The 19600-nt window shown below is 55.4% G+C and carries 24 protein-coding genes; all 24 read right to left on the bottom strand.

Features of this window, described 5'->3' with window-relative positions; genetic code table 11:
• Positions 1–5: 5 nt before the first annotated feature.
• Positions 6–521 carry a hypothetical protein gene (locus tag ABJF76_RS12560; RefSeq protein ID WP_413821340.1) on the bottom strand — a complete coding sequence of 172 codons (516 nt, stop codon included), beginning with the start codon at positions 519–521 and terminating at the stop codon, positions 6–8.
• Positions 521–2194, bottom strand: a complete 1674-nt coding sequence (locus ABJF76_RS12555; RefSeq protein ID WP_413821339.1) for a ribonuclease J — start codon at positions 2192–2194, stop codon at positions 521–523. Before ABJF76_RS12555 ends, ABJF76_RS12560 begins: the two co-directional genes overlap by 1 nt.
• A 3-nt stretch (positions 2195–2197) precedes the next feature.
• On the bottom strand, positions 2198–2971 hold the full coding sequence (locus ABJF76_RS12550; RefSeq protein ID WP_413821338.1) for a type III pantothenate kinase: 774 nt from the start codon (positions 2969–2971) through the stop codon (positions 2198–2200).
• Positions 2972–2983: 12 nt separating this feature from the next.
• The gene (locus ABJF76_RS12545; RefSeq protein WP_413821337.1) at positions 2984–3727 is read right to left on the bottom strand and encodes a biotin--[acetyl-CoA-carboxylase] ligase; all 744 of its coding nucleotides are present in this window, start codon (positions 3725–3727) and stop codon (positions 2984–2986) included.
• Positions 3728–3773: 46 nt separating this feature from the next.
• Positions 3774–5213, bottom strand: a complete 1440-nt coding sequence (gene nuoN / locus ABJF76_RS12540) for an NADH-quinone oxidoreductase subunit NuoN (RefSeq protein WP_413821336.1) — start codon at positions 5211–5213, stop codon at positions 3774–3776.
• 13 nt (positions 5214–5226) lie between these two features.
• Positions 5227–6768 carry an NADH-quinone oxidoreductase subunit M gene (locus ABJF76_RS12535; RefSeq protein WP_413821335.1) on the bottom strand — a complete coding sequence of 514 codons (1542 nt, stop codon included), beginning with the start codon at positions 6766–6768 and terminating at the stop codon, positions 5227–5229.
• Positions 6768–8894 (bottom strand): NADH-quinone oxidoreductase subunit L, encoded by a 2127-nt coding sequence (nuoL, locus tag ABJF76_RS12530; RefSeq protein WP_413821334.1) that lies wholly within the window; start codon positions 8892–8894, stop codon positions 6768–6770. Before nuoL ends, ABJF76_RS12535 begins: the two co-directional genes overlap by 1 nt.
• Positions 8894–9307, bottom strand: a complete 414-nt coding sequence (locus tag ABJF76_RS12525) for a hypothetical protein (RefSeq protein ID WP_413821333.1) — start codon at positions 9305–9307, stop codon at positions 8894–8896. Before ABJF76_RS12525 ends, nuoL begins: the two co-directional genes overlap by 1 nt.
• A 3-nt stretch (positions 9308–9310) precedes the next feature.
• Positions 9311–9616, bottom strand: coding sequence for an NADH-quinone oxidoreductase subunit NuoK (nuoK, locus tag ABJF76_RS12520; protein WP_008553673.1), 306 nt, complete (start codon positions 9614–9616; stop codon positions 9311–9313).
• A gap of 126 nt (positions 9617–9742) precedes the next feature.
• Positions 9743–10339 carry a hypothetical protein gene (locus tag ABJF76_RS12515; protein WP_413821332.1) on the bottom strand — a complete coding sequence of 199 codons (597 nt, stop codon included), beginning with the start codon at positions 10337–10339 and terminating at the stop codon, positions 9743–9745.
• On the bottom strand, positions 10336–10938 hold the full coding sequence (locus tag ABJF76_RS12510) for an NADH-quinone oxidoreductase subunit J (RefSeq protein ID WP_413821331.1): 603 nt from the start codon (positions 10936–10938) through the stop codon (positions 10336–10338). The genes ABJF76_RS12515 and ABJF76_RS12510 overlap by 4 nt, the downstream gene beginning before the upstream one ends.
• The gene (locus tag ABJF76_RS12505; RefSeq protein ID WP_413821330.1) at positions 10935–11351 is read right to left on the bottom strand and encodes a carboxymuconolactone decarboxylase family protein; all 417 of its coding nucleotides are present in this window, start codon (positions 11349–11351) and stop codon (positions 10935–10937) included. The genes ABJF76_RS12510 and ABJF76_RS12505 overlap by 4 nt, the downstream gene beginning before the upstream one ends.
• On the bottom strand, positions 11348–11770 hold the full coding sequence (locus ABJF76_RS12500) for a DUF4259 domain-containing protein (RefSeq protein WP_413821329.1): 423 nt from the start codon (positions 11768–11770) through the stop codon (positions 11348–11350). Before ABJF76_RS12500 ends, ABJF76_RS12505 begins: the two co-directional genes overlap by 4 nt.
• A 14-nt stretch (positions 11771–11784) precedes the next feature.
• A complete protein-coding gene (gene nuoI / locus ABJF76_RS12495) occupies positions 11785–12279 on the bottom strand; it encodes an NADH-quinone oxidoreductase subunit NuoI (protein ID WP_413821328.1) in 495 nt (164 codons plus the stop codon).
• On the bottom strand, positions 12276–12500 hold the full coding sequence (locus ABJF76_RS12490; protein ID WP_413821327.1) for a hypothetical protein: 225 nt from the start codon (positions 12498–12500) through the stop codon (positions 12276–12278). The genes nuoI and ABJF76_RS12490 overlap by 4 nt, the downstream gene beginning before the upstream one ends.
• Positions 12501–12505: 5 nt before the next feature.
• The gene (gene nuoH / locus ABJF76_RS12485; RefSeq protein WP_413821326.1) at positions 12506–13546 is read right to left on the bottom strand and encodes an NADH-quinone oxidoreductase subunit NuoH; all 1041 of its coding nucleotides are present in this window, start codon (positions 13544–13546) and stop codon (positions 12506–12508) included.
• Between the two features lie 6 nt (positions 13547–13552).
• On the bottom strand, positions 13553–13915 hold the full coding sequence (locus ABJF76_RS12480) for a hypothetical protein (protein ID WP_413821593.1): 363 nt from the start codon (positions 13913–13915) through the stop codon (positions 13553–13555).
• Between the two features lie 14 nt (positions 13916–13929).
• A complete protein-coding gene (gene nuoG, locus ABJF76_RS12475) occupies positions 13930–15948 on the bottom strand; it encodes an NADH-quinone oxidoreductase subunit NuoG (RefSeq protein ID WP_413821325.1) in 2019 nt (672 codons plus the stop codon).
• A gap of 3 nt (positions 15949–15951) precedes the next feature.
• Complete coding sequence (locus ABJF76_RS12470; protein ID WP_413821324.1) at positions 15952–16350, bottom strand: DUF5333 domain-containing protein; 399 nt, start codon at positions 16348–16350, stop codon at positions 15952–15954.
• Positions 16351–16481: 131 nt separating this feature from the next.
• Positions 16482–16850: a hypothetical protein gene (locus ABJF76_RS12465; RefSeq protein ID WP_413821323.1), complete on the bottom strand. Its 369-nt coding sequence runs from the start codon at positions 16848–16850 to the stop codon at positions 16482–16484.
• Positions 16851–16886: 36 nt separating this feature from the next.
• Positions 16887–17330, bottom strand: a complete 444-nt coding sequence (locus ABJF76_RS12460; RefSeq protein ID WP_413821322.1) for a DUF3291 domain-containing protein — start codon at positions 17328–17330, stop codon at positions 16887–16889.
• 278 nt (positions 17331–17608) lie between these two features.
• Positions 17609–18886 carry an NADH-quinone oxidoreductase subunit NuoF gene (gene nuoF / locus ABJF76_RS12455; RefSeq protein ID WP_413821321.1) on the bottom strand — a complete coding sequence of 426 codons (1278 nt, stop codon included), beginning with the start codon at positions 18884–18886 and terminating at the stop codon, positions 17609–17611.
• A 41-nt stretch (positions 18887–18927) separates the two neighbouring features.
• Complete coding sequence (locus ABJF76_RS12450; protein WP_413821320.1) at positions 18928–19161, bottom strand: DUF5337 family protein; 234 nt, start codon at positions 19159–19161, stop codon at positions 18928–18930.
• Between the two features lie 3 nt (positions 19162–19164).
• Positions 19165–19600: helix-hairpin-helix domain-containing protein (locus tag ABJF76_RS12445; protein ID WP_413822583.1), on the bottom strand; the 436-nt coding region annotated here is incomplete at its 5' end.

Below are 19600 nucleotides of genomic sequence, written 5' to 3'. Positions count from 1 at the left end.
CGCGCCTAGTCCGGCGAGATATCGATCTGAAGATCCGGTTCACGCCGGAACTTCATCGCATCCGGGTTGAGAACGGTTCTTATCCCCACATCTGAGGTATTTAAATTACCACGGCGCGGCCACGCCAACCCCAAGCCCTCACCTAAAATATAAGGTCGCACCCAGTATTCCAGCACTGTGCGCGGAATACTGTTCATGCTAGCCCCAGCTATGCAACATTCGATGTTGGGTGGATCACCATAGTGAAGCTGAGCGGCGCGGATATAGTCCCGCAGCAAAGGGTATCGCCTATCTTCGCGTTCGACCGATGGCAATGGCGCGGATGCCCGTGGCGCGGTGAAGGCCACATCAAACGGATGCCCGCAGCCTTGGCACTCAATCCGCACCAATGCGACTTCAGATGCATAGATGTTGGCCACGTGCCCCGGTTCGAACGGATCGAAACGCGGCACCGCAAGTTCGTCAAACCACAAAACCGGGTCGCTTATACGCGACAAGATATCACCGTAATAATTGTGCATTAGTGCATCCGGCTGATCACAACCGTCACTTCAGGTTTCTTGCCAACTTCGTCCTGTCCAGTCTTGCGGACAATGCGGCGCAGGGCCTCTTCGAGCTTGCTGTCATCGCGCAGCGTCTTGGCATCGGCACGTCCTAAGAATTGGCTTAGGTCTGCCTCAAACACTTCGACCACGGCCGCTTTGCTGCGCCCTGTTTCGGCAAGACCCATGGTTTCGCACCAAGGTTCGCCCAATGGTTCGTCGTTGTCGTCCAAAATCAGCGTCACAAGCACATGGCCGTTCAGCGCCATGCGGATGCGATCGCGCACGACCCCATCCAGCGCGCCAATTTGTACAGAACCATCAAGGTAGGTGCGCCCGGTTTCGATGTATTCAACCACTTTGGGCGCGTTGCCCGACAGGTCGATCATCATCCCGTTCACGGCCAGCACGCCTTTGCGGCCCTTGCCTTCGGTCAATTTGACATGTTCGCGCAAGTGACGGTGTTCACCGTGCATCGGAACAACGATTTGCGGATTCACAATGTCTTGCAGGCGTTCCAGATCAGGGCGGTTGGCGTGGCCTGACACATGATAGTGTCCGCCAGAGGACTCATCGACCACGTCCACACCTTTTTCCGACAGTTGATTCATGATGCGGATCACGCCACGTTCATTGCCAGGAATGGTTTTGGAGGAAAACAGGAACAGATCGCCCTCTTTCAGCTCAAGCCCCATATATTTCCCGTTGGCCAGTTGGGCCGAAGCTGCACGGCGTTCACCCTGTGATCCCGTCACCAGCAGCATCAGGTTTTCACGCGGGATATTGCGCGCATCCTCAGGGCTGACCGTCGGCGGAAAGTCCTTGAGGACGCCAGTTTCAATCGCAGCCTCGACCATGCGACGCATCGCACGCCCCAGCAACACAATCGAGCGCCCTGCCCGTTCGCCCGCCTCTGCCAGCGTTTTCACGCGCGCCACGTTTGACGCAAAGGTGGTCGCAACCACGATGCCGGTTTTGTGGCCACGGATCAGCGTTTCAATTTCAGGACCGACCGTGGATTCTGATTGGCCGGGATTGGGCGAAAAGATGTTGGTGCTGTCGCAAACAAACGCCTTCACCCCGTCCTTAGACACATCGGCCCACAGCTTTGGATCAAAGGCTTCGCCGACTAGCGGCGTTTCATCCAGTTTGAAGTCACCCGAATGGATCACACGGCCCGCCGGGCTGTCGATGATCAATGCCGCACTTTCCGGGATCGAATGGGACATCGGCAAAAAGCCAACCTTAAAAGGCCCCGCCTCGACCTGATCAGGCCACGCGGCAGACACGGTCACGGCTTCTTCGGGATAGCCATATTCGCCCATTTTGCGGCGCGCGATATTGGCCGTAAAGGGGCGCGCATAGATCGGCGCACCAAGGGCTTCATAGCTATGGGACACGGCGCCAACGTGGTCTTCGTGGGCGTGGGTGATAAAGATACCCTCGATCCGGTCTTTGCGCTGCGCCAACCACGTGATGTCGGGCAAGATTAAATCCACGCCCGGCGTGCCATCCATATCGGGAAAGGTAACGCCAAGGTCGACCACGATCAGGCGTTCCTGTTCGGGTTTCCCATAGCCATACACATAGGCATTCATGCCAATTTCGCCCGCCCCCCCAAGGGGCAGGTAGATCAAACGTTCACTGCTCATAAGTCAGTTATTTTCCTTGTTGTAGCGATGGATGACTGTCAGGCCATGCATCGTCAAATCATCGATGTAATGATCAAAAAGGGCCTCAGACTGCTGAAACAGCGGTGCCAGCCCTCCGGTTGAAATGACGCGCATGTCGCGGGCGCGTTCCGCTTTAATTCGGGCACATATCTCACGGACAAGGCCAACGTAACCCCAAAACACGCCCGACTGCATGCACGCAATCGTGTTGGTGCCGATCACGGCTTGGGGTTTGGTAATATCGACGTGCGGCAAGGCGGCAGCGGCGTTGTGCAATGCCTCAAGGCTTAGGTTCACGCCCGGAGAGATCACCCCACCAATATAAGCGCCGTCATTGTCGACGACATCAAATGTGGTGGCGGTGCCAAAATCCACCATGATCAAATCGCCACCAAACAGATCATACCCCGCCACGGTATTCACCAACCGATCCGGCCCGACAGCCGTGCCCGCATCCACACGCACATCAACAGGCAACAGGCAATCCGATTTGCCCACCACAATGGGGCGTGTGTTGAAATAGCGATCCGCAAATACGCGCAAGTTGAACACCACGCGCGGTACGGTCGAGGATACGATGACATCCGTGATTTCGACATCAACGTTCTGAAACTTCATCAGCGTCGACAACCAGACATAATACTGATCCGCCGTGCGCTGCCATTCGGTTGACGTGCGCCACGTACCGATAAACGCCTCTCCGTCCCAAATGGAAAAAACCGTATTGGTGTTGCCACAATCGATAGCCAGAAGCATACAAAGCCCCTTTCAGAAATAGACGTCGCCCGCCGGAATGATGACCCGGCCTTGCGCTGTCTCTAGAACAAGTTGCCCATCGGCGTCCACATCCGCAAATGTGCCGTGAAAGACTTCGCGAGTGGTACGCGCAGTGATGGGTTCTCCCAAACGTGCGGCGTGCGCCAACCAAGCGGTGCGGATCGGGGCAAACCCATAGGTGACGAATTGCGTTTCAAGACGCGCATACGTTTCAGCCAGAACATCCAAAAAATCTTCTGGCGCGATGCGTTGGCCCAATTCAGTTGCTAAAGCGACCGGGCGTACCGCCCCCGGCTCAACCGCCTCGGCGCCCGGAGCAGCGATTAGGTTTACCCCAATTCCAATTGCCAGATGATGCGTGCCAACCGTCTCCAGTAAAATACCCGCAACCTTGCCCTCGCGCAGCAACACATCATTGGGCCACTTAAGGGCAAAGGCCTCAGCCCGCCCCGTGGTGGCAACAAAAGCCTCATAAAGCGCCAAAGACACCACAAAGGACCGCAACGCAGCCTGCCCCAATTGTTCCGAAATCGGTAATATCAAAGTTGCAGCAAAGTTGCCCTCGGGCATGGACCACGCACGCCCACGCCGCCCACGCGCAGCTGTCTGAACGTGAGCCAAAATCCACTCCGGCCCCGTCAACCCAGGCACACGACGTGCCGCCTCAGTCAAAGTTGAATCCACGCGGTCAAGAACAGTCCGACCGTATCCGTCTGGCCACGATCCACTTTTCATCTTGCCAATTAAACTCCCCCCGGAGGGTCGGTTTGCCAAACGCGCCTTAGTTCACCAAGGCCGTGGCAGCCATCGCAGCAGCACCTTCGACACCAAACATGTTGACGATTCCAAAGATCATAACAGCCGCCGATCCCATCAACATCGCCCAAAGAACTTTAGACTTACCGCCGTCTAGGCCCTCTTCGGCCTCGTCGCCAAAGTACATAAAGAACACGATGCGCAGGTAGTAATAGGCACCAATCACAGATGCGATCACGCCAGCAACCGCTAGCCAGATCAAATCCGCCTCGTATGCAGCACGCAGAACGTACAACTTGCCGAAAAAGCCCAGCATCGGTGGAACACCAGCAAGCGAAAACAGCAGGATTAGCATCGCCAATGCCCGCGACGGCTCGCGTTTGGCATAGCCATTGAGCGCGCCGATATTAACCACTGGTTGGCCGTCTTTTTCCATCATCAAAACAAAGGCAAAAGTACCGACATTCATCGTCACATAGATCGCCATGTAAACCAGCATCGCCTGCACACCCAAAACGGTGCCCGCCGCCAATCCCATAAGGGCATAGCCCATATGGGCGATCGACGAAAACGCCATCAGACGCTTGATGTTGGTTTGGCCAATGGCAGCAAACGCGCCTAGGAACATCGACAACACCGAAAGCAGGGCCATGACCTGCTGCCAACTCGCAACGGCACCACCAAAGGCGTCATGCATGACGCGCGCAAATAGCGCCATCGCGGCGACTTTGGGCGCTGTGGCAAAGAAAGCGGTGATTGGTGTGGGCGAACCTTCGTAGACGTCTGGCGTCCACATGTGGAACGGCACTGCCGAGACCTTGAATGCAAAGCCAGCCATCAGGAACACAAGGCCGAACAACAGGCCCAACGACACCTCGCCTTGCGCAACCGTGATGATGCCCGAGAACAACGTTGTGCCCGCATAACCATAGATCAACGATGCGCCATAAAGCAGCAAACCAGACGACAGCGCGCCCAGAACAAAATACTTCAGGCCCGCTTCGGTCGACTTGATTGAATCGCGGCGCAAGGATGCAACGACATACAAAGCCAGCGATTGCAATTCGAGGCCCATGTAAAGCGACATCAAATCACCCGCAGACACCATCATCATCATGCCCACAACGGCCAGAACAACCAGCATTGGATACTCAAAGCGCAGTATGCCGCGCGATGACATGTAACCTTCGCTCATCAACAGAACGGCGGCAGCAGATACAAGGATCACGACCTTGGCAAAGCGCGAAAACGCGTCGTCTACAAACATACCGTTAAAGACGACGTTCGTGCCCTCGCCGGTAAATCCAATCCATGCGGCCATGACCAAAAACACCGCCGCAGTCGCCCAAAGCAACGTTGACGCAAGGCCGTCCTTGGATGTGTATACCGCGCCCAACAATCCAAGCATGGCAAAGACAGCCAGTAGGATTTCAGGCAGGATGACGGTCAGATCAGCGGTGATCATATCTCTACAGTCCTTAATTCGCGGCGAGTTGGGTCGCAGCTTCTGCTGCGGCCAAAGCCGTATCGTAATTGGTCACAAGCGAAGCCACAGTTGGCCCAATGATGTCGAGGATCAGCGCCGGATAAACGCCCAGCAAGATCGTCATCACCACCAGCGGGGCAAAAATCACACGTTCCCGCGTGGTCATATCCGTGATCGATTTCAGGCTTTCTTTGATCAGATCACCCATGACGACGCGGCGATAGAGCCACAGCGCATAGGCGGCCGAAAAGATCACCCCAGAGGTCGCAACCAGCGCAACCCACGTGTTGACTTGGAACACAGCCATCAGCGTCAGGAATTCTCCGACAAACCCAGATGTGCCCGGCAGGCCAACGTTGGCCATGGTGAACAGCATAAAGATCAACGCATAGGCTGGCATCCGGTTCACAAGACCGCCGTACGCATCAATGTCACGGGTGTGCATGCGGTCATAGATGACGCCAACACACAGGAACAATGCCCCCGAGATAAAGCCGTGGCTGATCATCTGGAAAATCGCGCCATCAACGCCCTGTTGGTTGGCCGTAAAGATGCCCATGGTCACAAAGCCCATGTGTGCCACTGACGAATAAGCGATCAGCTTTTTCATGTCTTCCTGCACAAGTGCCACCAACGACGTGTAAACGATGGCAATCGCCGACATCCACAAAACCATCGGGCTTAGAACTTCGGACCCAACAGGGAACATCGGCAGCGAAAAGCGGATAAAGCCGTAGCCACCCAGTTTAAGCAAGATCGCCGCCAGAACGACGGATCCGGCCGTCGGGGCCTGAACGTGTGCATCGGGCAACCATGTGTGCACAGGCCACATCGGCATTTTAACGGCAAAGCTGGCAAAGAACGCAAGGAACAGCAGCGTCTGCATCCCTCCCACCACTTGGACGCCAAGCAGATCAAATGTCTCAAAGCTGAAGTTGTGCGTCAGCAGTTGCGCAATATCCGTGGTGCCTGCGTCAGCATACATGCCAACCATCGCCACCAGCATCAGCACGGACCCAAGGAAGGTATAAAGGAAGAACTTAAAGCTCGCATAAATGCGGTTCGCACCGCCCCAGATACCAATGATCAAGAACATCGGGATCAGGCCAGCCTCAAAGAACAGATAGAATAACACCAGATCCAGCGCCATAAACACGCCAAGCATCAGCGTTTCCAACAGCAAGAACGCGATCATGTATTCTTTGACGCGCGTTTCGACATTCCACGACGCCGCAATCACCAGCGGCATCATGAACGTGGTCAGCATCACAAACAGGACCGAAATCCCATCGACGCCCATTTTGTATTGCAGGCCCATGATCCACGACGCTTCTTCCACAAATTGGAAGTCGGTGGAGTTTTTGTCGAACTGGAACAGGATGAACAGCGATACAATAAAAGTAATCGAAGTGGTCGCCAGCGCCACCCATTTGGCATTGCGGTTGGCGGCTTCGTCACTTCCGCGCAGAAACACAGCCAAGATCAAAGCCGCGATTGCTGGCATGAAGGTAACAATGGAAAGAAGGTTGTCCATCAGTGGGCTCCTCCAGAAAGGCTCATCCACGTGACCAGAACCGCGATCCCGATCACCATAGCGAAGGCGTAAGTAAAGATGTAACCCGACTGCGCACGACCCGCGAGGCGCGTGATAAAGGGCACGATGCCCATCGACACGCCGTTGATCGACCCGTCGATGACATTGCCATCACCCTTTTTCCACAGCTGTCTGCCGATCCAAAGCGCGGGCGTGATAAAGACATAGTGGTACAGTTCGTCGAAGTACCACTTGTTCTTAAGGAACAGGTACAGCGGACGCTGGTTTTCGGCCAAACGACCCGGCAGTGACGGGTTCTTGATGTAGAACCAATAGGCCGTCAGGAACCCAAGCAGCATCGCAGCAAAAGGCGAAGTTTTGACCCAATACGGCACTTTGTGCGCGTCATCGAGAACGGTGTTGCCTTCGCCGATGTAGATGGCGCCTTCGCCCGGTTGGCCGGCGAACGCATAGTGATGCTCGCCTTCTTTACCGTGGTCGTCGGCCTTGGCTTCGCCGTGGTCGTCATCTGCATGATCATCCGCGTGGTCGTCGCCATGCGCTTCGGCGGCATCCGCGTAAGGAATACCATAGAACTTAGCGACTTTATCAGTGTGGCCAAAGAACGATCCGTACCAAACCATACCCGCAAAGATCGCGCCAATTGCCAGAACACCCAGCGGGATCAACATAACCATCGGGCTTTCGTGGGCGTGATCGTGCGTGTGCTTGTCGCCGCGTGCCTCGCCGTAGAAGGTGAGGAACATCAAGCGCCAGCTGTAGAAACTGGTAAACAGCGCAGCAATCACCAAGGCCCAAAAGCTAAAGCCAGTTCCGGCGGCATAAGCGCTTTCAACAATCGCGTCCTTGGATTGGAAACCCGCAAAGCCGATCGGAATTTCGCCCAAGGTGAACATCCATACCGGGATACCCACGCCAGTGATGGCCAATGTGCCGATCATCATCGCAGCAAACGTGTAAGGGATCTTTTTGCGCAAGTTACCGTAGTTGGTCATGTCCTGTTCGTGGTGCATCGCGTGGATCACCGAACCGGCCCCAAGGAACAACATCGCCTTAAAGAACGCGTGCGTCAGCAGGTGGAACATCGCTGCCGAATACATGCCAACACCGGCAGCCACGAACATATAGCCCAGCTGCGAACAAGTCGAATAGGCGATGACGCGTTTGATGTCGGTCTGCACAAGGCCGACCGAAGCGGCGAACAACGCTGTCAGCGCGCCCATGAAGGTCACGAATGCCATCGCTTCGGGGGCAAATTCCATGATCGGCGACATGCGGCATACAAGGAAAACGCCTGCCGTCACCATGGTCGCTGCGTGAATCAGGGCAGACACAGGCGTCGGCCCCTCCATCGCGTCTGGCAACCATGTGTGCAGGAACAGTTGTGCTGATTTGCCCGCAGCGCCGACAAATAGCAAGAAAGCGATCAAATTAGCAGCGTTCCAGTCTGTCCACAGGAAGGTCAACTGCATGTCGGCCAGCGACGGCGCGGCAGCAAAGACATCATCAAAACGGATCGAATCCGTAAGGTAAAACAGTGCAAAAATGCCCAAAGCAAAGCCAAAGTCACCCACACGGTTAACCACAAAGGCCTTGATCGCAGCGGCATTGGCAGAGGGCTTGCGGTAATAGAAGCCAATCAAAAGGTAGGATGCAACGCCCACCCCTTCCCAGCCAAAGAACATCTGCACAAGGTTATCAGACGTCACCAGCATCAACATCGCAAAGGTAAAGAACGACAGATACGCAAAGAAGCGCGGCTTATAGCTTTCGCCGTCTTTCCACTGTGGGTCGTCCTTCATGTAGCCAAAGGAATAAAGGTGCACGAGGCTGGATACCGTCGTGATCACGATCAGCATAATGGTGGTCAAACGATCAAGGCGAATGGCCCAATCGGTGGACAGCGTGCCAGATTCAATCCAACGCAGGATTTGGATGTTTTCGGTGGTGCCATCAAAGCCGATGAACGTGATCCACGACAGAATGGCGGACAGGAACAACAGGCCCGTGGCGATCCAGCAAGCCGCTGTTTCGCCAAAGACACGCCAGCCAAAGCCGCAAAGAAGTGCGCCAACCAGAGGGGCAAAGAGGAGAGTGGTTTCCATTAGCGAATGCCCTTTGAAATGCAATCTAGAAGCTGTTCGGTGACGTCGTCGTCGCGCACAAAGCGCTTATGCGAGAATGCTGCCATGACGGCATGTGCGTCGGCCATGTCAAAGCCAAGACTATCATCTTGAGTAAACATTGTGCGCATAACCGCGCGCATTTTCAGCGAGTCATTCTTTGAAACGCGACGGGCAGTCACAGAACGTCGATTGGCATTGTCGAGGAAGATGATGGTCGCCTCACCTCCAAATGACTGCCAAAGGCTCTTGGAGTCGCCAAGTTCCGCAAACCCGACAAACTCTCGGTTTTCTTTGCCGTGGCAAATGCGTCCCGGATCCGAAGAGGCCAACACAGCCGGAGCGATCCCGATCGCAAACAGCGTGCTGCACAAGAATGTTGTTACACCCTTCATTGTTCAGCCCTTCATCACGTTGACGTCTTCGACGGCGATCGTGCCGCGATTACGGAAGAAACAGACCAGAATGGCCAGACCAATCGCGGCCTCGGCGGCGGCGACCGTCAGAACAAACAGCGTAAACACCTGCCCGACCAGATCGCCAAGAAAGCTTGAGAACGCCACAAGGTTGATGTTCACCGCCAGCAACATCAATTCGATGCTCATCAGCAGGATGATCACGTTTTTGCGGTTCAAAAACAGGCCAAAGATGCCAATGACGAACAGCGTCGCCGCAACAGTGAGATAGTGTTCTAGTCCGATCATCGGTCTTTCCTAATCTGGCCAGCGGAGGTCATACCGCGAGCTTGAATTTTGTCTTGTCGCCGCAAGTACTGAGGCAGCCTACAGCGAAGGCCCACGGCTCTACGTCCATCACAAAAACCCGGCTAATCATGATTTACCCCCCGCGCTTTGCGGATGATATCTCCGGCAGCCACACAGAAAATCTACGCGATCCTTGCGCGGTAAAGGCTTGTCCAAAAAGTCGGTGAAGTACGCTGGCATCTCGCCATCCACACGCACCTTACCGGTCTTTTTGGCGATGCCCTCAAAGGCAGCCAGATTGCTCCCTTCAGTCAAAGACAGCGGCCCTTCAGGCGCAAGAAGCGGATAGCGGTCGCCATGCTCTCCACCGCAGGAATCCAACGCATAGTTATCATTCTGGATATAATCAGGCCGCACACGTGTCGCAGATCGACCTTCGCAATCCACGACCATCACATCGCTGACTACGCCCTTCGATGTCCCGAGCACATGATAGATACGACTATTTTCCAGGCGGATTGCTGGACCGCCTGACAAACTGTCGTTCAGTCCGGCATTCACGAAAGAACAATCAGCCCCCGTGACAACGGGCTTGCTGGCTGCGCGCGCATCACGATTTTGCTGACGCAACTCGGCAGGTGAATAGTGGGGAAAGATGCACGCCACCGCCGGCAAAGTCCCTAGTAACAAGATGCTACCGCTTATGAGAAATTGCCGGATCAAAGCCCCTGCCCCGGTTTCACGTCTTTTAGTTCCATCGCCATGGCCGGATCACGCATCATTTGCGCAACTACATCCTGACGTTTCACATCTGTGCGGTGGCGCAGCGTCAGCACAATCGCACCCACCATCGCAACCAACAGGATCAGGCCTGACAGTTGGAACAGCAGGAAATATTGATCGTAAAGGATAAGGCCCAAAGCTTCGGTGTTGTGGCGATCAACAGGGGTGACTTGCGCGCGCAAACCTTCTGCGGCGGCGTTGCTTTCCCATGCGCCAAAGGCAATCATGAACTGCATCAAGATGATCACAGCGATCAACAGCGCCAGTGGCATGTATTTCGCCATCTCGGCCTTGAGGCCCGCAAAATCGATGTCCAACATCATCACAACAAACAAGAAAAGCACCGCGACCGCGCCCACATAGACGATGATCAGCAGCATCGCGACAAACTCAGCCCCAAGCATGACAAACAGGCCAGCCGAGCTAAGGAACGAAAGGATCAACCACAGCACCGAATGCACCGGGTTGCGCGAGATAACGGTGAACAGGCCACCGGTAATCACGCAGATCGAAAAGAGGTAAAAGGCAAATACGGTCATGTCTTGTCCTTATCTTCGTCCATGACCTCTTGGGCCAAAGTGGTGGCTCGAGTCACGGCAGGCATGCCGGCAAACAGTGCCATCATACCCAAAGTATCAGTGATTTCTTGGTCGGTTGCACCCGCTTCGCGCGCATGGCGCACGGTCTGACGCATCGGTGTTTCGGCCTGCGCGCCCTGCATGGTCAGGCCCGCAAGGGTCAACAGCATGCGCGTCTTGGCATCTAAACCATCTTGATTGCCAGACTTGCCAAACCACATTTCCATGACCTCTTTGGGCATGGTGGGCCACATGGCCTCTAGCGATTTGGCGTCAAAGTCCGCGGCGGGATCTGCAGTGGCTTGCGGCATGGCTTTGGCCATTTCCTGCATTTGCGCGATCACCGCCGCAAAAGGGTTCGCAGCATCGGTCATTGAATGCCCCGCAATCGGGTCTCAAGACCCTCTGTCGCCGTCATCCACTGACTGGCGGTATTCTCGGCTTTGCTCCAAAGGTCGTGCAATTCGGAATTTTCCGCTGCGACGCGTCGGATGGCGCGCAGTGCCAGCGCAATCAGATCGTCATCTTCGGCCACGCTTTCGCTGTGTTCCATCAGCGTTTCCATGGTGTCGCCGTCTTCCAATTCGGGCGGAGCCCCAAATGCAGAGGCCACAACTTCGGCCGCCGCGCGGGCCGCCGTGCCTTCGTCATATTCCAGATAGTCGCCAGCCGATGCGTTTGCTGCATCTTCCAAGGCCGAACGCACAGCTTCCGGACCGCCAGACGCATATGCGTCTTCGATCCAGTCCACCGAACTGTCGTCTTGAAATATGCCTACGCCCCAAGCGCCCATCGTCGTGTCCTACCCTACCGGTACGGTGCGTCAATTTCGAGATTGCGCGCAATCTCAGATTCCCAACGGTCGCCGTTTTCCAGCAACTTGTCCTTGTCGTAATACAGTTCTTCGCGCGTTTCGGTGGCGAATTCGAAATTCGGTCCTTCGACGATGGCATCAACTGGGCATGCCTCTTGGCAGAAACCGCAATAGATGCATTTGGTCATGTCGATGTCATAGCGCGTGGTGCGGCGCGATCCGTCTTCGCGGGGTTCGGCATCGATGGTGATCGCCTGGGCCGGGCACACGGCTTCGCACAACTTACATGCGATGCAGCGTTCTTCGCCATTGGGATAGCGACGCAGCGCGTGTTCACCCCGGAAACGTGGGGACAAAGGCCCCTTTTCATGCGGGTAGTTCAACGTCGCTTTGGGGCGGAAGAAATACTTCAGGCCCAACTTAAAGCCGACAAAGAAATCCTGTAGCAGGAAATACTTGGCATGACGTCCATAGTCGATCTGAGTCATTGCGGCACCTTCAGCTTACCGGCTTTCACCATTTCAATCTGTGTCTCAACTGTTTTGGCCACGTCGCAAGGCTTGCTCACCGACACTTTGCGAAACGACTTACCGTTTTGGCTGCGGTTGGTGAAATCAAGCGATGCACGCCCCGCCGCACAGGCCACCGCCAATTCTGCGTGGAAAAAGGTCAACATGTCGATGACCATGATTTCGGATATCTCGGTCATCCGCCTTAGCCCCCCACGGCCCAGCGGGCATAAAAGCCCCAGAACCAGTCGAACTTGGCTGCGAATGCCACGAACACGACCCAAAACAACGAGAACGGCAGGAACACTTTCCACCCCAAACGCATCAGTTGGTCATAGCGGTAGCGCGGCGTGATCGCCTTCACCATCGAGAAGATGAAGAAGACGAATAACATTTTGGCGACCATCCAAAAGATGCCATCAGGCAAGAACGGGATGGGAGACAACCAGCCACCAAAGAACAACAGCGACACAAGGGCACACATCAGCACCACAGCCACCAGTTCACCGATCATGAACAGCAAGAACGGCGTGGACGAATATTCAACCTGATAGCCCGCGACCAATTCTGATTCCGCTTCGGGCAGATCGAATGGAGGGCGGTTGGTTTCGGCCAAGGCCGAGATCAGGAACAAGAACATCATTGGGAAGTGCGGCAACCAGTACCATCCAAGGATACCCCAGTCGCTGTCTTGCGCAGCAACGATCGAGCCAAAGTTCATCGATCCTGTCGACAAGATCACACCAATGATGATCAGGCCAATCGACACCTCATAAGAAATCATCTGCGCCGCAGAGCGCAAAGACCCAAGGAATGGGTATTTCGAGTTGCTTGCCCAGCCGCCCATAATGACGCCGTAAACCTCAAGCGAGGACACCGCGAACACGTAAAGGATGGCCACGTTGATGTCGGACAATACCCAGCCATCGTTGAACGGGATAACCGCCCAAGCGATCAAAGCCATCACAAGGCTGACCATGGGCGCCATAAAGAACACGCCCTTGTCAGCACCCGCAGGCACCACCACTTCTTTGACGATGTATTTGCCAAAATCCGCAAAACTTTGCAGCAGGCCAAAAAAGCCAACAACGTTGGGGCCGCGGCGCATCTGGACAGCTGCCCAGATCTTGCGATCCGCATACATCAGGAACGCAAGGGCGACGAGCAGTGGAACAACCACCAACAACACCTGACCTACGATCAGTAATCCTATGCCCAACGGGCTATTTGTGAAAAAGTCAGCCATCAGTCCTCACACCGTCGGTATTCCCTTTTCCGCGCAGGATGCAGACACGACTTCAGCGTCGATTGTCTTTGTCCCCCGCGGCAAAGCTGGCGAGATGGTGTAAACAGCATCCGCCGTCCACACGCCAGCCTCTTCGTCAACATTTGTGCGTAAATGCCGTGCAAAACCCCATCCTCGGATCAGCGTATAGCCGGCAGCTGCACATTCAGCATAGTTTTCTACGTCGCCAGAGCTTAACGCATTCGTCATCGTCACGTTAAATTGCACCAGATCATTGTCGAGCAGCGTGGTTTCGACACCACGGTAGTCGGGAATGAACTGTTCAGCCGTTGGCACAGTATCGCACCCCGCAAAGGGTGCCAGCGTTATGAGCCATGCAAGTTTCACTCAGCCGCCATGGCCTCGGTTTTGCGCGCTTTCGCGTTGGCGCTAAGTTCGGCCATCAACTGGCTGGCCCGTGCAATCGGGTTCGTCAGATAGAAGTCCGTGATGGTCGAGGTCAGCGCCCCGCCTTCAATCTTGCCTTGGGCCAATGCGTCACCGGTATTTGTGGCCACCTCGTCAACGTTACCCAAGTGCGGGTGCGCTTTGACAATGGTTGTGCGCAGGGCGGCAAGGCTATCAAACGGCAGCGTTGCATCCAATTCACCAGACAAAGCGCGCAAGATCGCCCAGTTTTCTTTGGCTTCACCGGGGGCAAAGCTGGCACGCGCCGCCATTTGCGGACGCCCCTCGAGGTTGACGAACAAGCCACCCTCTTCGGTATAGGCAGCACCGGGCAGGATCACATCCGCGCGGTGCGCGCCGCGATCACCATGGCTGCCTTGATAAATCACGAATGCGCCTTTCGCGATTTCCAGCTCGTCCGCGCCAAGGTTATAGATCACGTCGGCTTTATCGATGGCGGCCATAGAATCAGGGTTCGTTGCGCCCACATCCATCGCACCAACGCGCGAAGCGGCTGTGTGGAGAATCATCAGACCTGACTTAGTCGATTCGGCCAGCGCTTGAGCGCCCGCAAGAATCGCTGCGCCGTCGCCACGCGTCAGCGCGCCCATGCCCACGATGATCACCGACGGCTTGTCTGCCACGTCAGAATGATCATGCTTCAGCAGATCGTTGATGATGCTGGCATCGGTGCCGACATGGTCTGCCTCGTAAGTCAGGTCCGGCATGTCACCGATCACACCAACATTGGCACCCATGGTCCAGGCCTTGCGAATGCGCGCGTTCAACACAGGCGCTTCAAGGCGCGGGTTGGTGCCGATCAGCATGATCGCCTCGGCCCCATCAATATCATCAATCGTGGCCGTGCCCGCATAGGCGGCACGGTTGTCAGACGGCAGCTTGGCCCCATCTGTGCGGCACTCGACGATACCACCCTGCGCTTCAATCAGCTGCTTCAATGCAAATGTTGCTTCGACCGGGGCCAGATCACCGACAAGACCCGCCAGCGCTTTTGCACCCTTGATCGCGTCAGCCGCTTTGCCAAGCGCTTCGGGCCACGTGGCGCTGCGCAATTTGCCGTTTTCACGGATATAGGGCGTGTCCAACCGTTGGCGGCGCAGGCCGTCCCAGACAAAACGTGTTTTGTCCGAAATCCATTCTTCGTTCACGCCATCATGGTTCAACGGCAAGAAACGCATCACTTCGCGCCCCTTGGTGTCAACCCGGATCGAAGCACCCATACCGTCCATCACATCGATAGATTCGGTTTTGGTCAGCTCCCAAGGGCGTGCGGTAAAGGCGTAAGGCTTGGAAACCAACGCACCCACTGGGCACAGATCAATGATGTTGCCCTGCAAGTTGCTGTCCAACGTCTCGCCCAAATAGGACGTGATTTCGCTGTCTTCACCCCGGCCCGTCTGGCCCATTTGAGTGATGCCGGCAACTTCGGTGGTAAAGCGCACACAACGCGTGCACGAAATGCAGCGTGTCATGTGGGTTTCAACAAGTGGACCAAGGTCCAGATCGTCTGTGGCGCGCTTGGGCTCGCGGAAGCGGGAAAAATCGACGCCGTAGGCCATCGCCTGATCTTGCAAATCGCATTCACCACCCTGATCGCAAATCGGGCAATCAAGCGGGTGGTTGATCAGCAGAAATTCCATAACCCCTTCGCGGGCCTTTTTGACCATGGGCGAATTGGTTTTAATAACGGGCGGTGCGCCTTCGGGACCGGGGCGCAAATCTTTGACCTGCATGGCGCAGGACGCGGCGGGCTTGGGCGGGCCACCAACAACTTCGACCAGGCACATGCGGCAGTTACCAGCGATGGACAAACGTTCGTGATAACAGAAACGCGGAATTTCAATCCCGGCCTCTTCGCAGGCCTGGATCAGGGTCAGCGCCCCATCTACTTCGACCTCATTTCCGTCGATGACGATTTTGCGTGTGTTGCTCATACGTCAGTTCATCCTCAGTAGGGCGCCAATCTGGCCACCTTTTTCGATCTCTGTGCGCCCCAGAAGGCAATACGTGTCTGGTGCATCCGTGACAACGCCAGCGGCGTTAAGATATTCTCTACGTTCAGCCTTTAGGCGATCTTTTTCGACATCCGACTTACGATAGGCGTCAATTTCTTCTTCTGTATAACCCAAGTCGCGCGCATGGGCACCCACGTCTCGGATTACACTCAACGCTTTTAACATACGGGCCGAAATGCTTGGGCAATTTTTGCGAATCTCATCCGCGATGCCCACAGCCAAAAGCGTGCGGTCAACCTTTGCCACATCCCGCAAGTGCGGTTTGGCCGAAAGAGCTCCGGCAGATAAGCTTAAGATCAGGGCCATTTTCATCGCGCGCATTAGTTCTCTCCTCTGGTCGTGTCATTAGGACACAAGATGGGAAAGCACGACTGTGCTATGCAATATCATGGCCTTACACAACCCGTCACAAGGCGAAAATTCACCGTACATAGATAAGTTTTTTGTCATGTTCAGCGCGCCTTACAGCGACCGACCAATCGCAAGGTATCCCTAGAGACTCGCAGACGGCCATCTTCGGCATCGGGCCCTTCGATCCAATCGATGTCGGAGGAACCAAAATTACCAACGCAATACCGTGTCGCTTCTTGCCGCCCTGCATCACGCGCGCCTTCCAAGGATGCCGAAACCGGGCGTACAGTGACCTCAAAATTAATGCGGTCCTTGTCCAGTTTCTTGGAGGTCGCGCGGAAAAATTCGTCATCAAAGGCAATCCGGTCGGCGCGACGTTCGACGCATGCGCTTAGCAGCAATGCCGCAATTAACAGGAGGGCGGTCAACATCACGGGGCGTTGAAAAGGTAGGGTTCGGGTCTTGGTCATCTTGGTCTCCGCACGGGCTTTGACGTTAGGCGGCACTCACGACACGTGGTCCCAGCCAAAAGCGTGGTTACTAGTGCCATGATTTTTCAAATGATGAAAGCGTTCCATCGCTTGCACGATGGTTGGAATATGCCCATCTGCAACCCACCACATCACAAGGCGCGTACCCTGCCCGTCCAGATCGTACCATTCCGCTTTGCGGTCATAGAATCGTTTGTGGGCAGTCTGAAAGACAAAGTGGCGAAGACTGTCGACATCTTGCCAAACTGAAAGGGTCGAGGCCGTGCGCGGATTGCCCCCAAGCGGGCCACCTGCGTCGACCTGCGCCGCTTCCATATCCTCATTTTCCATATGCCAGATATAACCGGGGCTACGGCGCGCAATGTCATAGACCCGGTCGAGATTATTCTGAAAATCCGCCACACGCGGATCGTCCCAGTCGTATTTGAGAGTGCCGATGTTGAATTCAGCGAGGGGCATCAGAGGCGTTTTGAGACTTTGTTTGCGACCGACTTCGCCAAGGCAAAGATAAAAATCATGGACCCGACTAAGCTTAACCCAACTATGGCTTCACCTACATAAGCGGGCACAGGCACAATGAGCGTGAAAAAGACGAGCAAAACAGGCACAAAAAAGATGCCAAAGGTTGCCGCCCAAGACATAGCGCGAGACCACCCATTCTCCCTAGATAGGACGTAAACGGTCATTAGAAAGAAAATGACCGCGGCAATCCCATAAAAACTATCCAAAGATAACCTCTATTCCGCTGCGATCCGTTTACCTGCAATCCGGTCTTCGATCTCGCCCCGGAAGTTCTTGATCAACCCTTGAATAGGCCACGCCGCCGCATCGCCAAGCGCGCAGATTGTGTGGCCCTCGACCTGTTTGGTGACGTCGAGCAGCATGTCGATTTCCTCGACCTCGGCCTCGCCTTTGACCAGACGATCCATGACGCGCATCATCCAGCCCGTGCCTTCGCGACACGGCGTACACTGCCCGCAAGATTCGTGCTTATAGAACTTCGACAAACGCCAGATCGCTTTGATGATATCGGTGCTTTCATCCATCACGATGACCGCAGCCGTACCAAGGCTTGATCCCTTTTCCTTGAGCGCATCAAAATCCATGATGGCATCACGCATGTCTTCGCCGCGCACGTTTGGCACAGACGAGCCACCGGGAATCACCGCCTTAAGGTTGTCCCAGCCGCCACGGATGCCGCCACAATGCTTGTCGATCAGTTCTTCGAACGGGATCGACATTGATTCTTCAACCACACAGGGGTTGTTGACGTGGCCTGAAATCGCAAACAGCTTGGTGCCCGCATTGTTGGGGCGGCCAAAGCCGGAAAACCACGACGCGCCGCGCCGCAAGATCGTTGGCACAACAGCAATCGATTCGACGTTATTCACCGTGGTCGGGCAGCCATAAAGGCCGGCACCCGCCGGGAATGGTGGCTTCATGCGCGGCATGCCTTTTTTGCCTTCAAGCGATTCCAGCAATGCGGTTTCTTCGCCGCAGATATAGGCCCCTGCCCCGTGGTGCAGGTAAATGTCGAAATCCCAGCCAGATTTGGCAGCATTTTTGCCAACCAGACCCGCGTCATATGCTTCGTCAATGGCGGCTTGCAGGGCTTCTTTTTCGCGGATGTATTCGCCGCGAATGTAGATATAGCAGGCGTTGGCATTCATCGCGAAAGACGCAATCAGACAGCCTTCGATCAAGGTGTGGGGATCATGGCGCATGATCTCGCGGTCTTTGCAGGTGCCGGGTTCGGATTCGTCAGCGTTCACAACCAGATAGCTGGGACGCCCATCGCTTTCTTTAGGCATGAAAGACCACTTGAGGCCCGTCGGGAAACCCGCACCGCCCCGGCCACGCAGACCAGAGTCTTTCATTTCCTGAACCACCCAATCGCGGCCTTTTTTGATCAGCTTATCGGTGCCATCCCAATGGCCGCGCGACTGCGCCCCTTTCAGCGTACGGTCGTGCATCCCGTAAAGGTTGGTAAAGATACGATCCTTGTCAGCGAGCATGTCACTTCCTTTTCGATGCAGTGCCGAGCCGTCGGGCCCGTTTATGTGTCGCGGCTGTTTTGCCAAATCCTGAGGGCCACCACCAGTGCCCAAATGAACGCAGCCAGCGCGAAAAGCAGCAAAAGTACTTCAAACCGCGCAGGCAGTCCTAATCCTTGCACAATCAGCGGCGCAAAGATGGACAAAATAGCGGCCCCCGCAATAACGAGGGCCGCGATACGACCCTGACGGGCCATTTTGGGATCAAGCCGATTATCATCAGTTGACTTGGTCATGCGTTAATAAACGCCGCCTTTATCGACTTTGGCCGAGAACTCAGTCGTGCCACCGGCCGCCAAAATCTTGGCTTGTGCGACCCATTCGTCACGGGTTGCGCGGCCCTTAAAGCCTTTCAGGTTTTGATCAACCCAAGACACTTCGTCAGCACCCCAGCTCGCGACTTGGTCAAAGTGGAAAAAGCCCATGCTGTGCAGCAAGGTTTCCATCTTTGGACCGACGCCTTTGATTTGTTTCAAATCATCCGGACCACCGTCACGCGCAGCAGCCAACGCGGCTGGCTTGGTGCCGGCACCTGCAGTCGCAGCTGCGGCAGGTGCTTCGGCTGCCGCTGTTGCAGCCGCTTTGGGCTTGGCTTTTGTTTTGGGTTTCGCAGCAGCTTCAGTTTTAGCAGCGGCTTTCGGTGCCGCAGCTGCCTTCGGTTTTGCGGCAGCTTTT

This window comes from Tateyamaria sp., from assembly GCF_039940735.1.
Taxonomy (GTDB): Bacteria; Pseudomonadota; Alphaproteobacteria; order Rhodobacterales; family Rhodobacteraceae; genus Tateyamaria.
Note: the sequence above shows the minus strand (reverse complement) of the source record. Positions and strands in the feature narration are given on the sequence as shown.

Excerpts from the sequence above, each read along its gene's own strand:
- nuoG (WP_413821325.1), bottom strand. The coding sequence starts at position 15,948 with ATGAGCAACACACGCAAAATCGTCATCGACGGAAATGAGGTCGAAGTA.
- ABJF76_RS12555 (WP_413821339.1), bottom strand. The coding sequence starts at position 2,194 with ATGAGCAGTGAACGTTTGATCTACCTGCCCCTTGGGGGGGCGGGCGAA.
- ABJF76_RS12510 (WP_413821331.1), bottom strand. The coding sequence starts at position 10,938 with ATGACCGTATTTGCCTTTTACCTCTTTTCGATCTGCGTGATTACCGGT.
- nuoL (WP_413821334.1), bottom strand. The coding sequence starts at position 8,894 with ATGGAAACCACTCTCCTCTTTGCCCCTCTGGTTGGCGCACTTCTTTGC.
- ABJF76_RS12550 (WP_413821338.1), bottom strand. The coding sequence starts at position 2,971 with ATGCTTCTGGCTATCGATTGTGGCAACACCAATACGGTTTTTTCCATT.
- ABJF76_RS12490 (WP_413821327.1), bottom strand. The coding sequence starts at position 12,500 with ATGACCGAGATATCCGAAATCATGGTCATCGACATGTTGACCTTTTTC.
- ABJF76_RS12525 (WP_413821333.1), bottom strand. The coding sequence starts at position 9,307 with ATGAAGGGTGTAACAACATTCTTGTGCAGCACGCTGTTTGCGATCGGG.
- ABJF76_RS12500 (WP_413821329.1), bottom strand. The coding sequence starts at position 11,770 with ATGGGCGCTTGGGGCGTAGGCATATTTCAAGACGACAGTTCGGTGGAC.
- nuoK (WP_008553673.1), bottom strand. The coding sequence starts at position 9,616 with ATGATCGGACTAGAACACTATCTCACTGTTGCGGCGACGCTGTTCGTC.
- ABJF76_RS12535 (WP_413821335.1), bottom strand. The coding sequence starts at position 6,768 with ATGGACAACCTTCTTTCCATTGTTACCTTCATGCCAGCAATCGCGGCT.
- ABJF76_RS12505 (WP_413821330.1), bottom strand. The coding sequence starts at position 11,351 with ATGACCGATGCTGCGAACCCTTTTGCGGCGGTGATCGCGCAAATGCAG.
- ABJF76_RS12450 (WP_413821320.1), bottom strand. The coding sequence starts at position 19,161 with ATGACCAAGTCAACTGATGATAATCGGCTTGATCCCAAAATGGCCCGT.
- ABJF76_RS12545 (WP_413821337.1), bottom strand. The coding sequence starts at position 3,727 with ATGAAAAGTGGATCGTGGCCAGACGGATACGGTCGGACTGTTCTTGAC.
- nuoI (WP_413821328.1), bottom strand. The coding sequence starts at position 12,279 with ATGACTCAGATCGACTATGGACGTCATGCCAAGTATTTCCTGCTACAG.
- ABJF76_RS12465 (WP_413821323.1), bottom strand. The coding sequence starts at position 16,850 with ATGACCAAGACCCGAACCCTACCTTTTCAACGCCCCGTGATGTTGACC.
- ABJF76_RS12460 (WP_413821322.1), bottom strand. The coding sequence starts at position 17,330 with ATGCCCCTCGCTGAATTCAACATCGGCACTCTCAAATACGACTGGGAC.
- nuoH (WP_413821326.1), bottom strand. The coding sequence starts at position 13,546 with ATGGCTGACTTTTTCACAAATAGCCCGTTGGGCATAGGATTACTGATC.
- ABJF76_RS12470 (WP_413821324.1), bottom strand. The coding sequence starts at position 16,350 with ATGCGCGCGATGAAAATGGCCCTGATCTTAAGCTTATCTGCCGGAGCT.
- nuoF (WP_413821321.1), bottom strand. The coding sequence starts at position 18,886 with ATGCTCGCTGACAAGGATCGTATCTTTACCAACCTTTACGGGATGCAC.
- ABJF76_RS12560 (WP_413821340.1), bottom strand. The coding sequence starts at position 521 with ATGCACAATTATTACGGTGATATCTTGTCGCGTATAAGCGACCCGGTT.
- nuoN (WP_413821336.1), bottom strand. The coding sequence starts at position 5,213 with ATGATCACCGCTGATCTGACCGTCATCCTGCCTGAAATCCTACTGGCT.